Source organism: Xanthomonas sp. SHU 199 (assembly GCF_000364665.1).
GTDB classification, from domain to species: Bacteria; Pseudomonadota; Gammaproteobacteria; order Xanthomonadales; family Xanthomonadaceae; genus Xanthomonas_A; species Xanthomonas_A sontii.
The window spans coordinates 1-15209 of the sequence record NZ_AQOI01000076.1 but is presented as its reverse complement, the minus strand read 5'-3'; the positions used below and the strand labels follow the sequence as shown (position 1 = coordinate 15209).

The 15209-nt window shown below is 69.8% G+C and carries 14 protein-coding genes and 1 pseudogene; 13 read left to right on the top strand and 2 right to left on the bottom strand.

The genetic code is table 11. The features are described from left to right. Positions 1-203, bottom strand: a pseudogene (locus D183_RS27715) (hypothetical protein); the annotation flags it as partial. Between the two features lie 299 nt (positions 204-502). Here D183_RS27715 and D183_RS0103735 point away from each other — a divergent pair. The 11 genes from D183_RS0103735 to D183_RS0103685 all read left to right on the top strand — a co-directional run bounded on the left by D183_RS0103735 (position 503) and on the right by D183_RS0103685 (position 10843). After that, a complete protein-coding gene (locus D183_RS0103735; protein WP_232757200.1) occupies positions 503-1321 on the top strand; it encodes a 2-keto-4-pentenoate hydratase in 819 nt (272 codons plus the stop codon). Between the two features lie 35 nt (positions 1322-1356). Beyond that, positions 1357-2358 (top strand): TRAP transporter substrate-binding protein, encoded by a 1002-nt coding sequence (locus tag D183_RS0103730; protein WP_017914540.1) that lies wholly within the window; start codon positions 1357-1359, stop codon positions 2356-2358. A 10-nt stretch (positions 2359-2368) separates the two neighbouring features. Then, positions 2369-2887: a TRAP transporter small permease gene (locus D183_RS0103725; RefSeq protein ID WP_026144166.1), complete on the top strand. Its 519-nt coding sequence runs from the start codon at positions 2369-2371 to the stop codon at positions 2885-2887. Between the two features lie 2 nt (positions 2888-2889). Then, positions 2890-4173, top strand: coding sequence for a TRAP transporter large permease (locus D183_RS0103720; RefSeq protein ID WP_017907812.1), 1284 nt, complete (start codon positions 2890-2892; stop codon positions 4171-4173). A 188-nt stretch (positions 4174-4361) separates the two neighbouring features. Beyond that, positions 4362-5420, top strand: coding sequence for a LacI family DNA-binding transcriptional regulator (locus tag D183_RS0103715; RefSeq protein ID WP_017907811.1), 1059 nt, complete (start codon positions 4362-4364; stop codon positions 5418-5420). Positions 5421-6013: 593 nt separating this feature from the next. Continuing rightward, on the top strand, positions 6014-6403 hold the full coding sequence (locus D183_RS0103710) for a VOC family protein (RefSeq protein ID WP_017907810.1): 390 nt from the start codon (positions 6014-6016) through the stop codon (positions 6401-6403). Between the two features lie 157 nt (positions 6404-6560). After that, positions 6561-7415, top strand: a complete 855-nt coding sequence (gene kduI, locus D183_RS0103705; RefSeq protein WP_017907809.1) for a 5-dehydro-4-deoxy-D-glucuronate isomerase — start codon at positions 6561-6563, stop codon at positions 7413-7415. A 61-nt stretch (positions 7416-7476) separates the two neighbouring features. Continuing rightward, positions 7477-8232 (top strand): 2-dehydro-3-deoxy-D-gluconate 5-dehydrogenase KduD, encoded by a 756-nt coding sequence (gene kduD / locus D183_RS0103700; protein ID WP_010343054.1) that lies wholly within the window; start codon positions 7477-7479, stop codon positions 8230-8232. 134 nt (positions 8233-8366) lie between these two features. Beyond that, on the top strand, positions 8367-9023 hold the full coding sequence (locus tag D183_RS0103695; protein WP_026144165.1) for an RpiB/LacA/LacB family sugar-phosphate isomerase: 657 nt from the start codon (positions 8367-8369) through the stop codon (positions 9021-9023). 156 nt (positions 9024-9179) lie between these two features. Next, a complete protein-coding gene (locus D183_RS0103690) occupies positions 9180-10256 on the top strand; it encodes a cupin domain-containing protein (protein ID WP_017907807.1) in 1077 nt (358 codons plus the stop codon). Between the two features lie 248 nt (positions 10257-10504). Beyond that, the gene (locus D183_RS0103685) at positions 10505-10843 is read left to right on the top strand and encodes a hypothetical protein (protein WP_017907806.1); all 339 of its coding nucleotides are present in this window, start codon (positions 10505-10507) and stop codon (positions 10841-10843) included. Positions 10844-10907: 64 nt separating this feature from the next. Here the strand turns inward: D183_RS0103685 and phhA are convergent, their stop codons facing one another. Further along, positions 10908-11798 carry a phenylalanine 4-monooxygenase gene (gene phhA / locus D183_RS0103680; protein ID WP_017907805.1) on the bottom strand — a complete coding sequence of 297 codons (891 nt, stop codon included), beginning with the start codon at positions 11796-11798 and terminating at the stop codon, positions 10908-10910. 127 nt (positions 11799-11925) lie between these two features. On the opposite strand from phhA, the gene D183_RS0103675 reads away from it, so the two are divergent. Beyond that, positions 11926-12405: an Lrp/AsnC family transcriptional regulator gene (locus D183_RS0103675; protein WP_010343045.1), complete on the top strand. Its 480-nt coding sequence runs from the start codon at positions 11926-11928 to the stop codon at positions 12403-12405. A gap of 233 nt (positions 12406-12638) precedes the next feature. After that, entirely contained in the window at positions 12639-14840 is a 2202-nt protein-coding gene (locus D183_RS0103670) for a TonB-dependent siderophore receptor (protein WP_039726072.1), read from the top strand. Positions 14841-15209 lie beyond the last annotated feature (369 nt).

Genomic DNA, 15209 nt, shown 5'->3' with positions numbered 1-15209 from the left:
CCAGGCCACAGCGGCAGCCGCGCCGCCACTTCGGCGGCGCTCTCGCTGGCCGGCCGCTCGGCCGCTACCGTCGGGCCGAGCGCGCCCAGCAACAGGCACAGCGCCGCCAGCAGGGCGATGCCGGAGCGGGGCCGGCGCCTGCCGCAGGGTGGGGACAGTGGTTCGGCGGGACGTAGGCGGGTGGCCAGGAGTCGGGCTGGCATCATCGAGATCTCGTCGTGGATGGAAGAAACCTGCGGCGCGTGGCCGAGGGCACGATGGCCCCAGTGTGCGCGCCGCCTGCGCCACCGCATGGCGCTGTATCGCTGTTGCTGTTGCTGTTGCTGTTGCCTTTGCCTTTGCCTTTGCCGATTCCCGATTCCCGATTCCCGATTCCCGATTCCCGGCCTTTTGCCGCACCGCACATTGCCAATGACACCGGTTTACCATATACAACGGCGCAACGCGCTGTCGATGCGCGGCGCAGCAATTCCGATCCCCCACATTCCTTGCGGAGATGCCCTTGAGCCTTCCTTCCGGCCCGTCGCAGACGCCACCGCCCGCGTTGGCCGACATCGCGGCCCGCTTCGTCCAGGCCCGTCGCCAGGGCCGTGCGTTGCCCGATTTCCCCGGTGTCATCCCCGACGATCTGGAGACCGCCTACCGCGTGCAGGACCTGGCGATCGCGCAATGGCCGGACCGCGTGGTCGGCTGGAAGGTCGGCTACATCGCCCCCGAGCGTCGCGACCACTCCGGGGACGAGCGCCTGCTGGGCCCGATTTTCGCGGCTGCGCTGTGGAATGCTACCGGTGGAACAACGGACATCCCGGTGTTCGACGGCGGCTTCGGCGCGGTCGAGGCCGAGTACGTACTGCGCCTGGACGCTGACGTGCCGGCCGACCAGTTGCACTGGACTCCACAGCAGGCCGCGCAGGTGCCGGCGACGCTGTTCGTCGGCGTCGAGGTGGCGAGCAGCCCGCTGGCCACGATCAACCAGTTGGGGCCGCGCGTGGTGATCTCCGATTTCGGCAACAACAACGGCCTGCTGCTGGGGCCGCAGGTGCCGGACTGGACCGCGCTGGACGAGACCGCGCTGCGCGCCGAGACCTGGATCGAGGGCCAGTGCGTGGGCACCGGCGGCGCCACGCTGTTGCCGGGCGGGCTGCGTGCGGCGTTCGCGTTCGCGCTGGCGCGCTCGGCCAGGCGTGGCCGGCCGCTGCGCCGCGGCGAGCTGATCGCCACCGGCAACGCCACCGGTATCCACGACATCGCCATCGGCCAGCAGGCGACGATCCGCTTCGACGGCTACGGCGAACTTCACTGCAAGGCGGTCGCGGCCTAGGCTGGCGACGGCAATGACGCGCGGGAGGGCGCAGCATGATCACTCGTAGACGATTCCTGGGCGCGGGCCTGACCGCGGCGGCCGCGGCCGGCGTGCCGCTGGGTGCGCTGGCGCAGGCCGGCGGTAGCGGTACGCGCCTGCTCACCGCCACCGACGTGCACGTGGCCGACTACCCCACCGTGGAGGCGGTGCGCTGGTTCGGGCAGATCCTGGAGCAGAAGACCGGCGGCCGCCTGCGCCTGCGCGAGTATCACTCCGGCCAGCTCGGTCGCGAGGCGGAGGCGATCGACATGGCGCGCTTCGGCGCCATCGACATCACCCGCGTGTATTCCGGCGCGCTGAACAACGCCTTCCCGCTGACCCAGGCGCTGTGCCTGCCGTACGTGTTCGACTCGGTGGCGCACCTGCGCCGCGCGATCGACGGCCACGTCGGCGACAGCATCCTGCGCAGCTTCGAACAGCGCGACCTGGTCGGGCTGGCGATCTACGACTCCGGCGCGCGCTGCTTCTACAACACCAAGCATCCGCTGCGGCAGCCCAAGGACCTGCACGGGCTCAAGCTGCGCGTGGCGAACTCGGACATCTTCCTCAAGCTGATGCGCATGCTCGGCGCCAACCCCACGCCGATGTCGCTGGGCGAGACCTTCTCGGCGATGGAAACGCACATGATCGACGGCGCCGAGAACAACATGCGCAGCTTCCAGTCCAGCCGCCACTTCGAGGCCGCGCACTACTGGTCGCAGAGCGATCACTCGTACGCGCCGGACGTGCTGGTGATGTCCCGGCGCAGTTTCGAGACGCTGACGCCGGACCAGCGCGCGCTGGTGCTGGAGACGGCGCGGCAGTCGGTGACGGTGATGCGCCGGCTGTGGGATGCCTCCGAGGCGCAGGCGCGACAGCAGGTGATCGACTACGGCGTGGCCATCAACGAGGTGGACATGCCGGCCTTCCGCAAGGCCGCCGCGCCGCTGCTGGCCGAGTACCGGCAGCAGCCGGAGATCGAAGCCCTCTACCGCCGCATTCGCGATTTCGCCTGAGCCCATGCCGATGACCGACCACGCCCCCGACCTCCCGGTGCCGCCGCTGCAGCGGCTGCTGGACCGGATCGCCAACCTCGCCATCGGCACCGCCGCCGCCGCCCTGCTCGGGCTGGTGGTGGTGCAGGGCTGGCAGGTGTTCACCCGCTACGTGCTCAACGACTCGCCGAGTTGGACCGAGCCGGTGACGCTGCTGCTGCTGAGCACGGCGATGAGCCTGGGGGCCGCCGCCGGCGTGCACACCCGCCGCCACTTCGGCTTCTTCCTGCTGGCCGAGACGCTGCACGCCAGCCTGCGCCGCGTCATCGACCTGGTGCGCCCGCTGCTGGTGGCCGCCATCGGTGCGGTGATCGCGTGGTGGGGCGCGGTGCTGCTGCTGGACGGGCTGGACATCAAGATGGCCGGCGCGCAGATGCCGCAGAGCATCAACTACCTGCCGCTGTCGATCGGCGGCGCGCTGATGAGCGTGTTCGCGCTGTACCAGGCCTGGCGGGTGCTGCGCCCGGGCACCACCATGGGGAGGAACTGAGCATGGCCATCGCCATCCTGTTGGGATTGTTCGTGGTGCTGCTGCTGATCGGCGTGCCGGTGGCGTATGCGCTGGGCACGGCCGCACTGGCCACGCTGCTGTATCTGGACCTGCCGGCGGTGGTGCTGGTGCAGCAGATCTCCGCCGGCAGCGGCTCGGCGTCGCTGATCGCGATCCCGTTGTTCATCTTCGCCGGCGAACTGATGCTGCGCGGTGGCATCTCCGACCGCCTGATCGCGCTGGCGTCCTCGCTGGTCGGGCGCATGCGTGGCGGCTTGGGCCAGGTCAGCGTGCTGTCCTCGCTGTTCTTCGGCGGCGTGTCCGGCTCGGCCATCGCCGACGTCTCGGCGGTCGGCGGCACCATGATTCCGCAGATGATCAACCGCGGCTACGACCGTGACTACGCGGTCAACGTGAGCATGACCGCGGCGCTGGTGGCGCTGCTGGTGCCGCCCTCGCACAACCTGATCCTGTTCTCGGCCGCGGCCGGTGGCGGCCTGTCGATCGCCGACCTGTTCGCCGCCGGCATCGTCCCGGCGCTGCTGATGACCGCGGCGATGATGCTCACCGGCTACGCGGTGGCGCGCTCGCGCGGCTACGGCACCGAGGCGTTCCCGGGCTGGCGCGCGGTGGCGCTGCGCCTGGTCGGCGCGCTGCCGGGCCTGGGCCTGGTCGCGCTGATCTTCGTCGGCATCCGCGCCGGCATCTTCACCGCGGTGGAGAGCGCGGCGATTGCGGTGGTGTACGCGCTGCTGGTCACCGCGTTGCTGTACCGGCAGCTGCGCTGGGCGGAGTTCTTCGGCGCGGTGACGCATGCCGCGCGCACCACCGGGGTGATCCTGTTCGTGATCGCCACCGCGGCGGTGTTCGGCTGGCTGCTGGCCTACCTGCAGGTGCCGGCGGCGGCGGTGCATTTCCTGCAGTCCATCGCCCACAGCCAGCACACCGTGCTGCTGATGATCGTGGTGATGCTGCTGCTGTTGGGCATGTTCATGGACCTGGCGCCGAAGATCCTGATCTGCACGCCGATCTTCCTGCCGGTAGCCAAGGCCTACGGCATCGACCCGATCCATTTCGGCCTGGTGATGGTGCTGGCCGGCGGCATCGGCCTGATCACCCCGCCGGTGGGCTCGGTGCTGTTCATCGGCACCTCGATCGGGCAGATCACCGTGGCCCAGAGCATGCGCACCATCTGGCCGTTCTGGCTGGCGGCGCTGTGCGTGCTGCTGATCGTGGCGTTCTTCCCGGAGCTGTCGCTGTGGCTGCCGCGCGCGCTGCGCGCCTGAGCCGGCCCGGCGGCGCCGGCTCGCGCCAGGCGGGTGACCGCGGGCCGTTCGCGCCGATCGCTGCTGCCTGTCTTGGCAGCGCCGCGGCCGGTCACCGGGGCGGTGCGCCTACACCGCTTCTGTGACCGTGCGCTGGAGCGAACATGACACCCAGTAGAATCCCCTTTCTTTCGCCCGGTTTTCCGTCCATGGCGCCGAACAAGCCCCGTTCCGTCGATGCTCCCGCTTCCGCCCACGGCAAGGCCGCGACGATCAACGACATCGCGCGCCTGTCCGGGGTGTCGAAGAAGACCGTGTCGCGGATCATCAACAACTCGCCGCTGGTGCGCAAAGACACCCGCGAGAAGGTCGAGGCGCTGATGCGCGAGGTCGGCTACGCGCCGGACCCGCTGGCGCGCGGGCTGGCGTTCCGTCGCTCGTTCCTGATCGGCATGGTCTACGACAACCCCACCGCGCAGTACATCGTGGACATGCAGTACGGCGCGCTGGACGCACTGCGCGGCTCCAGCTTCGAACTGGTGGTGCATCCCTGCGACAGCCGCAGTCCCGGCTACATCGAGGGCGTGCGCCGCTTCGTGCAGCAGCAGAAGCTGCACGGGGTGATCCTGGTGCCGCGCGCCTCCGAGGACCAGGCGCTGGCGGACATGCTCGCCGGCATCGGCGTGCGCTACACCCGCATCGCCTCGCTGCCGCTGGACGACACCTCGCAGATGGTGGTCACCCACGACCGCGACGGCGCCGCCGAGGCCGCCGACTACCTGCTGTCGCTGGGCCACCGCGACATCGCCCTGATCACCGGCCCCAGCGCCTACCGCTCCGCGCACGAGCGCACCGCCGGCTTCATCGACGCGCTGACCCGGCGCGGCATCGAACTGCCGCCGGCGCGCATCGTCGAGGCCGGCTACACCTTCGAATCGGGCGTGGCCGCGGCGGAGAAGCTGCTGCTGGGCAAGCAGCGCCCCAGCGCGATCTTCACCGGCAACGACGAAATGGCCGCCGGCGTGTACAAGGTCGCGCTGCGCGCCAACATCAACATCCCGCGCCAGCTGTCGATCATCGGCTACGACGACAGCCCGCTGGCCTCGCGGCTGTGGCCCTCGCTGACCTCGGTGCGCCGGCATACCCGCGACACCGGCCGCACCGCCGCGGCCATGCTGATCCAGCCCGAGGGCACGCCATCGCTGGCGGTGGCCAGCGTGCGCCCGCACCTGATCGTGCGCGACTCCTGCCAGCCGCCGGAAGACTGAGCGCGGCAGCGCGCCGCAGCACGCGGTGGCAGACGAAGGCTTGCGGCCTGCCAGGCGCTCGCGACGACACGGCGAGATGCATGATTCCCGCCCCGGCAGTTCGCCTGGCTCCGCCGCACGCGCATCCGCCGCTGCGGGAGCGGCGTCAGCGACCTGCAATGCGGGTGTCAGGCGCTTTGTGGGGAGTTGACGGTCGTGCAGACACGACAAGCGAAGCCGAAAGCCGACTGACACCCTCCGTCGTCTGGACTGAAGTCCCTCCCACAGGGAGGCCCAGCGCATTCCGGTGGGAGCGGCTTCAGCCGCGACGCGCACGAACCGAACTGCAGCGGCGAACGATTCCCAGGAGGCCGGGAGCCGTTCCCAGGCAGCAGTGAAGCGCCCGCTGACCTCGGGGCGTGCGCGTTTCAACGCCATCCATGCGTCGCACCCACATGTCGGCCAGTGCACGTGTCCCCCCACCGCCTCCCGACTCGCCGCAAACGGTCTACACTGCCGCCGACCGTGCGGACACCGCTCCGCCCATCGAAGGCCCGCTCCGTTCCGGCACCGCCCGGGCGGACCGCGCGGCCTTCCTGCGAGGAGCCTTCGCCATGTCGTCCCCCATCCCCGCCCCCGTCGCGGTCCGTTTCGGCCGCCTGGCGCCGACCGTGCCCGTCGCCGAGATCGCCCGCGCCGTCGCCTTCTACACCGAGCGCCTGGGCTTCCGCAGCGTGTTCCAGAACGGCAATCCGGTCGGTTTCGTGATCCTGAAGAAGGACGACGCCGAACTGCACCTGACCCTGCGTCCCGACCACCGCGGCAGCACCAGCAACGTCGCCCACCTGATCGTCGACGACGCCGCGGCCCTGTACGACGGCCTGCAGGCGCAGGGCGTGCGCATCATCAAGGCGATCCGCGATGCCGACTTCGGCCTGCGCTGCTTCGTCTTCGCCGACCCCGACGGCAACCGCATCGACGTCGGCCAACAGCTCCCGCGGTGAGACCCGCGCCGCCTCGGCGGCGCCGCTTGCCAATCCCGAATCCCGACTCCCCAATCCCAGCCCTTCGTGCACTGCGGAATGACACCGGTTTACCAGACCCGCTAGACTGTCCTCCGTGGCGGGCTGACACATGCCGTCGCCTGCCTTGGAGCGCCCCATGTCCCTGTACTGCAAGACCCACTACGCGACCCATCCCGACGCGATCAAGGGCGCCAGCAACGACCAGCTGCGCGACCTGTACCTGCTCGATGGCCTGTTCGTCGACGACGCGGTGACCCTGAAGTACACCCACTACGAGCGCTTCGTGCTCGGCGGCGCCGCCCCGCGCACGCGGACGCTGACGCTGCCGGCGCAGACCGAGCCGGCCTCGGCCGCCGGCCACCCGTTCCTGGAGCGGCGCGAGCTGGGCGTGATCAATGTCGGCGCCGGCAGCGGCACCGTCACCGTCGACGGCACCGCGTATCCGCTGGGCCCGAAGGACGGCCTGTACGTGGCGATGGGCAGCGCCGAGGTGGTGTTCGCCTCCGACGACGCGGCCACGCCCGCGCAGTTCTACCTGGCCTCGACCCCGGCGCATGCGTGCTTCACTACCAAGCGGCTGTCGATCGCCGAGGCGGTGGCGCTGGACCGCGGCGCGCTGGAGACCAGCAACGAACGCACCATCTACCAGTACATCGTGCCGGCCACCTGCCAGTCCTCGCAGCTGCTGCTGGGCCTGACCGTGCTCAAGCCGGGCAGCGTCTGGAACACCATGCCGCCGCACCTGCACGACCGCCGCAGCGAGGTCTATTTCTACTTCGATCTCGGCGCCAACGACCGCGTCTACCACTTCATGGGCGAGCCGGACGCGCAGCGCCACATCGTGGTGCAGAACAACGAGGCCGTGGTGTCGCCGCCGTGGTCGATCCACATGGGCGCCGGCACCGCCAACTACGCCTTCATCTGGGCGATGGGCGGCGAGAACCTCGACTACACCGACATGCACGTGCTGGACATCTGCCAGCTCAAGTAGGCCGCCGTCGCGCGCGCCGCTCCCATTCCCGTCGTCCGCATTCCCTCAAGGAGTCCACGCAATGACCCACCCGTTCAGCCTCGAAGGCAAGGTCGCCCTGGTCACCGGCGCCAACACCGGCCTCGGCCAAGGCATCGCCGTGGCGCTGGCGCAGGCCGGCGCCGACATCGCCGCCGCCGGCATCGCCGCGCCCACCGAGACCGAGGCCAAGGTCACCGCGCTGGGCCGCCGCTTCGTCGCCATCGAGGCCAACCTGATCAGCATCGAGCCGGTGCAGCGCATCCTCGACGAGACCCTGGCCGGGCTCGGCCGTCTCGACATCCTGGTCAACAACGCCGGGCTGATCCGCCGCGCCGATGCGGTGGACTTCAGCGAGCAGGACTGGGACGACGTCATGAACGTCAACATCAAGTCCGCGTTCTTCATGTGCCAGGCCGCCGGCCGCCACTTCATCGCCCAGGGCAGCGGCAAGATCATCAACATCGCCTCGATGCTGTCGTTCCAGGGCGGCATCCGCGTGCCCTCGTATACCGCCAGCAAGTCCGGCATCGCCGGCATCACCCGCCTGTTGGCCAACGAGTGGGGCGCCAAGGGCGTCAACATCAACGCCATCGCCCCCGGCTACATGGCCACCGACAACACCGCGCAGCTGCGCGCCGACGCCGCACGCAACCAGGCGATCCTGGACCGCATCCCGGCCGGCCGCTGGGGCGTACCGGAAGACCTGGGCGGCACCGCGGTGTTCCTGGCCAGCAGCGCCTCGGACTACGTCAACGGCACCGTGATCCCGGTCGACGGCGGCTGGCTCGCCCGCTAACCAGATCGCGTGACCTACTCCCTTCCTCCACCGGGGGAAGGTGCCCGAAGGGCGGATGAGGGTACGCCTGCCGCCGACCCATCCCAACCAAACCACTCTGCCCACCAACCAATCCCCCACGCAAAGGACCCCCCATGAAAATCGCCCTAATGAACGAGTTCAGCCAGGCCGCCAAGAACCCGGTGATCCTGCAGCAGCTCAACGACGTCGCCGCCGCCCAGGGCCACAGCGTGTTCAACGTCGGCATGGACGGCGACGCCGACCACCGCCTGACCTACATCCACCTGGGCATCTGCGCCGGCCTGCTGCTCAACGCCGGTGCGGTGGACTTCGTGGTCGCCGGCTGCGGCACCGGGCAGGGCGCGATGATGTCGCTCAACGCGCACCCGGGCGTGTTCTGCGGCTACTGCATCGAGCCGACCGACGCCTACCTGTTCGCCCAGGTCAACAACGGCAACGCGCTGGCGCTGGCCTTCGCCAAGGGCTACGGCTGGGGCGCGGAGATCAACGTGCGCTACATCTTCGAGAAGGCCTTCAGCGGCGAGCGCGGCATGGGCTACCCGGCCGAGCGCCGCGAATCGCAGCAGGCCAACGCCGGCATCCTGACCCAGGTCAAGCAGGCCCTGGCCAAGTCCTACCTGGACGGCCTGCGCGCGCTGGATCCGGAACTGGTCAAGCAGGCCGTGGGCGGCCCGCGCTTCCAGCAGTGCTTCTTCGACAACGCCAAGGACGCCGACCTGCGCGCCTTCGTCGCCGGCGTGCTGGGCAAGGCCGACGCCGCCGCGGCCTGATCGCACGGTGCGCCGCTCGCGCCCCTCTCCCGCGGGAGAGGGGTTGGGGCGAGGGCCGAAGGATCGACCAACGCGCACCACGCTTCCCGGTCTGCCCGGCCTGTTACCGCCGACCGGCGCGGGCACCACGCAGACCCCGCGCAGCGGAGTTTCCCAATGCGCCTGCTCCTGTTTGTCCTGCTGCTGCTCTTCGCCGACGCCGCCTGCGCCGAACCGCAGCGCGTGTTCGTCGTCGGCGATGCCGTGGCCGCCGAGTACGGCCACGACCGCGCGCCGCAAGCTGGCTGGGGCCAGGCCTTGCAGAGCTACCTGGACCCGAACGCGTGGCAGGTACGCAACGACGCCAAGCACGGAGCCGGCGCGCGCAGCGCGATCGCCGATGGTCGGTTGCAGGCGATCGCCAGGGAGCTGCGCCGTGGCGACGTGTTGCTGATCCAGTTCGGCGACGACGACGCCAGGCACACAGCCCCTGGCCGCGATGACGATCCGCAGCAGACGCTAGCCCGGGCCGTGGCGCTGGCGCGCGAACGTGGCGCCACCCCGGTGCTGATCACGCCGGTGGCGCGCCCGCGATTCAAGGACGGTGCGCCGCTGGACACGCAGCTGCCGTCCGTCCAGGCATTGCGACGGCTGGCGAGCACGCAGCGGGTCGCGCTGATCGACCTCGATGCCAGCAGCCGTGCCTGGCTGCGTGCGCTGGGCGAGCAGGGCGCGCGTCCTTACCTATTCGTTCCCGAACAGGACACTGCCACCGACAGCCGCTTCAGCATCGCCGGCGCCAACGCCCTGGCCTGCCTGGTGCTGCGCGATGCGGTCCAGGTGCTGCCCGCGTTGCGCCCGGCGCTGGTGCGCGATCTGGATTGCGACGTGCTGCGTACCGCTCATGCCTCGGCGCAATCGCAGGTGCTGCACGAAGACGCGCTGGCCCGCGAACAGCCCGGCCCGCATGGCGGCGCAGGGCCGACCACGGCGTATCCGTTCTTCGCCGAGGTGCAGGACCTGCCATTCGTGCTGCGCAAGCGCGTGTTGCACAAGGGCGCCGGCATCGGCCTGCATCCGCAGCACAAGGACGAGATCTATTACATCGTCAGCGGACGCGGCAGCTACGTGCTGGACGGAACCCAGTACGACGTGCGCGCCGGCCATGCCTTGCTGACCCGTGCCGGCAGCGCCCATGCGTTGCAGCAGGTGGGCGACGAGCCACTGGTGCTGTTGCTGGTGTATCCGCGCTGACGGCGTTGCCGCTCGGATCCGCGGCATGTCATCGGCACCTGGGTGGTTCGGTGCGCGCTTGGCGCCCCGACCCTCGTTCCAACTTCTCTCCCGGTGGGAGAGGGGCTTTTGCGTTGCGCTGTGCAGTCCGCGATCGGCATGCGCGCGACGCGATCTCAGGCGGTTGCCGAGTGCGGAGACCGGCGCGCGGGGCGAGCCTTGCGGACGCAGCCACTTCGCGCGCTGCGACATCCACCCGGGAGACTGCCATGCACGCCAGCAAACGCCTTTCGTTCCTCACCGCCGCCTGCCTGCTCTGCTGCGCCGCCCCGGCGCTGGCCAACAGCAACTGGGATCTCGAATTCGAGTTCCAGAACCCCGGTGGCCGGCCCACCGTCGCGACCATGCGCAACTACATCCTCGGCTGCGTGCCGGCGCGTAGCGTCGTCGGCACTCCGCTGCCCGCGGGTCCGCAGGGGCCGTTCAAGCTGACCACGCCGCCGGTCCGTGGCAGAGAGGTCGGCGACAGCGCCCTCTACAACTACTTGAACGGCTGCAACCTGAAGCCGGCCAGCGTCACCGGCGTCGCCGTCATGGGCGACGACTGAGCGCGCAGCGCGGCCAGGCGACGGTCGCGTGCGGGCACGTCCCCGCGCGGCCGTCGTGCGCGATTCACACGTCGCCGCCGTCCGCCCAGCCTTCGCCGCTGCCGGCATGGAACACGCGGTCCTGCGCCTGCACCTGGCCGGCCGGCAGATGCGCCTGGTCGGCCAGTGCCGCATAGATCGGGGTGAAATCCGGCGAGGTCGCCTGCATCAGCTGTTCGAAGCTGTCGATGACGAAGTAGGTCTTCTGATAGGTGTCGATGCGGTAGCGGGTGCGCATGATCCGCTGCAGGTCGAAGCCGATGCGGTTGGGGGCGTCCGACTCCAGCGAGTAGAGCGATTCGCCCTTTGACGAGACGATGCCGGCGCCGTAGATGCGCAGGCCGTCGGGGGTGTCGATCAGGCCGAACTCCACCGTGTACCAGTACAGCCGGGTCAGGTTCTGCAGCGCGTCCGGACCGATCGCGTGCGCCTTGACGCCGCCGCGCCCGTAGGCCTGCATGTAGTCGGCGAACAGCGGGTTCATCAGCAGCGGCACGTGGCCGAACAGGTCGTGGAACAGGTCCGGCTCGGCGATGTAGTCGATCTGCTCGGGACGGCGGATCCACCAGGTCACCGGGAAGCGGCGGTTGGCCAGGTGGTCGAAGAAGTCCAGCTCCGGCAGCAACCCTTCCACGCCGACCAGGGTCCAGCCGGTGGTCGCCTGCAGCACCGCGTTGAGCTCGTCGAAGCGCGGGATCGCCTGCGAACTCATGCCCATCGCGTCCTGCGCCTGCAGGAACTCGGCGCAGGCGCGGCCGACCAGCAGCTCGCGCTGGCGCGTGTACAGCGTGCCCCAGGTGGCGTGGTCGTCGACGCTGTAGCTGTCCCAAGGCTGGGTCACCACGGCCGTGGTGTAGACCGGCACGTAGCCCTTGTCGGTCTGCTGGTGTTCGACGCGGCGCGGTGCGGTGTCCATGGTCGACGCTCCGGAAAGGGATAGCCACGATGGTAGGCGCGCGGGCGCGCAATGGGCTTGCGAAGTTGCACGGATCGGCGCGCTGCGCGCAAGATTATTGCGTAGACGCCATGTTGCAGAGCAATAAATGACCGGATCGCCGACCTTCGACCGCACCGACCTGCGCCTGCTCGCCCTGCTGCAGCGGGAAGGCCGCGCCAGCAATGCCGAACTGGCCGCGCAGGTGAACCTGTCGCCCTCGGCCTGCCTGCGCCGGGTGCAGCGGCTGGAGGCCGAGGGCGTGGTCGCCGGCTACGCCGCGCGGCTGGTGCCGGCGGCGATCGGCCTGGGCTTGCAGGCCTTCGTGCGCGTGCAGCTGGAGAAGCACGGCCAGAGCGGCATCGCCCATTTCGCCGACAGCGTGCAGGGCTGGGACGAGGTGGTCGCCTGCCATGCGCTGACCGGCGACATGGACTACCTGCTGCACGTCTACGTCCGCGATCTGGCGCACTTCTCCGCGTTTCTGCTGGACAAGTTGCTCAACGCCGCCGGCGTCGCCGACGTCAATTCCAGCTTCGTGCTGCGCACGGTCAAGGACTTCGCCGGCCTGCCGTTGCCGCGCGGCTAGCGGGAACGCTGCGGATGTGTCGCAGCGTGTCGGCGCGTGGCCGCCCTTGTTAAGTTGTTGCTAACGATTTACATTTGCGTTCTGCGACGGCCATCCACGGCCACAGCCCCTCCGCCAGCCCTGCCGGGCCAGCCACGCCGGTTTCCGCCGTGGAGTGCGGCTGCGCCTGTCCTTTTCCTGCCACCCGCGGCGCGACCGTGTCGCCCCGTGCCCAAACTTCGCGAGATCGATTCATGCTTTCCTCCGCTCCACGCCGTCTGCTGTCCCTTGCCGTGCTGTCCGCGCTCTCCGCCGCCTCGGCACCGTTGTTCGCCGCCGCGGCCGAGGCCGCGGCCGACGTGCAGCCGACCACGCTGGACAAGGTCGAGGTCAGCGGCAGCCCGTCGCGCGCGCAGCCGTCCACCACTACGCGCCTGCCGCTGACGCTGCAGGAGACGCCGCAGTCGGTGAGCGTGCTGGGCCAGCAGCGGCTGGAAGAGGAATCGCTGTTCAGCGTCAACGACGTCATGCGCAACGTCACCGGCGTCAACGTCTCCTTCTACGACACCCAGCGCCCGCTGTACTTCGCGCGCGGCTTCCAGATCACCGACTTCCAGGTCGACGGCCTGCCCACCTACAGCGGCTCCACCAACCAGGAATACGACATGGTCTTCTACGACCGCGTCGAGGTGATCCGCGGCGCCAACGGCCTGCTCAGCGGCGCCGGCATTCCCTCGGCCACGGTCAACCTGCTGCGCAAGCGCCCCGGCAAGAGCTTCGATGCGTCGTTCGCGGCCTCGCTCGGCACCTGGGACTTCCGCCGCACCCAGGCCGACGTCACCGCGCCGCTGACCGCCGACGGCCGCTTCCGCAGCCGTTTCGTCGCCGCCTGGCAGGACCGCGGCTATTACTACGACCACTACACCGAGCAGAAGATGTCGGGCATGGCGGTGCTGGAAGGCGACCTGACCGACACCACCACGGTCACCGTCGGCTACCAGCGCCAGGACAACGACCCGGTCGGCTCGACCTGGGGCACGGTGCCGTACTTCTTCGCCGACGGCGCGTACGCCGACCTGCCCACGTCCACCAACCTGGCGCCGAAGTGGGCGCGCTGGCAGCGCAACACCCACACCACCTTCGCCAACCTGGAACAGCGCTTAGGCGACAACTGGCTGCTGAAGGTCAACCTGGCGCGTACCGAAGGCGAGGTCGAAAACCTGCGCGTGTACGGCAGCGGCTATCCCAAGCGCGACGGCAGCGGCATCTACCTGCGCGCCGCCGCCGGGCAGGCCACCGACACCCGCGACGGCCTGGACGTGTACCTGTCCGGCAGCTTCCCGCTGTTCGGCCGCGACCACGACGTGGTGGTCGGCGGCAGCTGGCAGGACCTGCAGTCGACCACGCCGACCCTGGCGCTGCGCTATCCGGGCGACTGGACCACTTGCGGCCGCGAGCGCTGCTACTACATCCCCAACGTCTACGACTGGCACGGCGACGTGGGCCAGATCACCACCACGCGCACCGGCGCGCGGCGCGAGGCGCGCACCACCCAGCGCGGCGTGTACGCCTCCACCCGGCTGCGCCTGGCCGAACCGCTGTCGCTGATCGCTGGCGCACGCCTGAGTTCCTGGCAGACCCGCACCCAGGCCTTCGCCGCCGACGGCAGCTACACCGGCACCAGCGGCCGCTACCGGGTCAGCGACGAGGTCACGCCCTACGTCGGCCTGGTCTACGACCTCACCCCGGCCATCTCCACCTACGCCAGCTACACCGAGATCTTCAATCCGCAGAACTACAAGGACAAGGACAACAACCTGCTGGCGCCGGTGCAGGGCTCCAACCTGGAAGCCGGCATCAAGGCGCAGCTGGCCGACGGGCGCGCGCTGCTCAGTGCGGCGGTGTTCGAGGCCAAGCAGGACAACTACGCGGTGCGCGACATGACCCAGCCGGAAGCCTCGCTGCCCGACGGCAGCTCGGCCTACATCGGCGTCGACGGCACCAAGAGCCGCGGCTGGGAAGTGGAATACAACGGCGAGTTGCGCCCGGGCTGGACGCTCAATGCCGGCTACACCCACGTCAAGGTCACCCGTGCGCCGACCGACGCGATCTACGCCAACCTGCCGGAGGACTATCTGCAGCTGTCCACCCAGGTGCGCCTGCCCGGCGCCTGGCAGCGCCTGAGCCTGGGCGGCGGCGTGAGCTGGCAGAGCGCGGTGCGCGGCTACAACATCCAGCGCCCGCTCGGCGACGGCAGCGCCGCCACGCGCCCGGTCACCGTGGTGCAGGACCCGTACGCGCTGGTGCACTTCAATGCCAACTACCAGCTCAGTACGCAGTGGACCGCGACGCTGGCGGTGACCAATGCATTGAACAAGAAGTACTGGGCCAACCTGGATTACCAGAACTACGGCGAGCCGCGGTTCGTTAGCTTTACCCTGCGCTGGCGGTACTGAGCGACGGCGCAGTAACGGCGTGGCCGCTTGTGCAGGGAGACTGCGCTAGCGGTCGGACCCTCACCCCCGGCCCCTCTCCCGGTGGGAGAGGGGAGCTGTAGGCGGAGCGGGTTGCGCTGATAGTTTCCGCCTGCGGTGGCGGTGCTGAGCGGCGGTGTGGTGTGGGCGGGCTGCGTGCGCCGCGAGCGGTGCTGGCGGTCGGACCCTCACCCCCGGCCCCTCTCCCGGCGGGAGAGGGGAGCAAGCGTTAGTCCTTCTTGCAGGGATCGTCGCGGCGCAGCAGGCGGCCCAGTCGCGATTGCGGCTCGCACGGCGGCGGCGCCGGTTGCGCGGCTTTTGCCGCCGCGGCTGCGGCGGCCGCGCGCTGCT

Excerpts from the sequence above, each read along its gene's own strand:
- D183_RS0103710 (WP_017907810.1), top strand. The coding sequence starts at position 6,014 with ATGTCGTCCCCCATCCCCGCCCCCGTCGCGGTCCGTTTCGGCCGCCTG.
- phhA (WP_017907805.1), bottom strand. The coding sequence starts at position 11,798 with ATGGACACCGCACCGCGCCGCGTCGAACACCAGCAGACCGACAAGGGC.
- D183_RS0103685 (WP_017907806.1), top strand. The coding sequence starts at position 10,505 with ATGCACGCCAGCAAACGCCTTTCGTTCCTCACCGCCGCCTGCCTGCTC.
- D183_RS0103675 (WP_010343045.1), top strand. The coding sequence starts at position 11,926 with ATGACCGGATCGCCGACCTTCGACCGCACCGACCTGCGCCTGCTCGCC.
- D183_RS0103730 (WP_017914540.1), top strand. The coding sequence starts at position 1,357 with ATGATCACTCGTAGACGATTCCTGGGCGCGGGCCTGACCGCGGCGGCC.
- D183_RS0103715 (WP_017907811.1), top strand. The coding sequence starts at position 4,362 with ATGGCGCCGAACAAGCCCCGTTCCGTCGATGCTCCCGCTTCCGCCCAC.
- kduI (WP_017907809.1), top strand. The coding sequence starts at position 6,561 with ATGTCCCTGTACTGCAAGACCCACTACGCGACCCATCCCGACGCGATC.
- D183_RS0103690 (WP_017907807.1), top strand. The coding sequence starts at position 9,180 with ATGCGCCTGCTCCTGTTTGTCCTGCTGCTGCTCTTCGCCGACGCCGCC.
- D183_RS0103670 (WP_039726072.1), top strand. The coding sequence starts at position 12,639 with ATGCTTTCCTCCGCTCCACGCCGTCTGCTGTCCCTTGCCGTGCTGTCC.
- D183_RS0103725 (WP_026144166.1), top strand. The coding sequence starts at position 2,369 with ATGACCGACCACGCCCCCGACCTCCCGGTGCCGCCGCTGCAGCGGCTG.
- D183_RS0103695 (WP_026144165.1), top strand. The coding sequence starts at position 8,367 with ATGAAAATCGCCCTAATGAACGAGTTCAGCCAGGCCGCCAAGAACCCG.
- D183_RS0103720 (WP_017907812.1), top strand. The coding sequence starts at position 2,890 with ATGGCCATCGCCATCCTGTTGGGATTGTTCGTGGTGCTGCTGCTGATC.
- kduD (WP_010343054.1), top strand. The coding sequence starts at position 7,477 with ATGACCCACCCGTTCAGCCTCGAAGGCAAGGTCGCCCTGGTCACCGGC.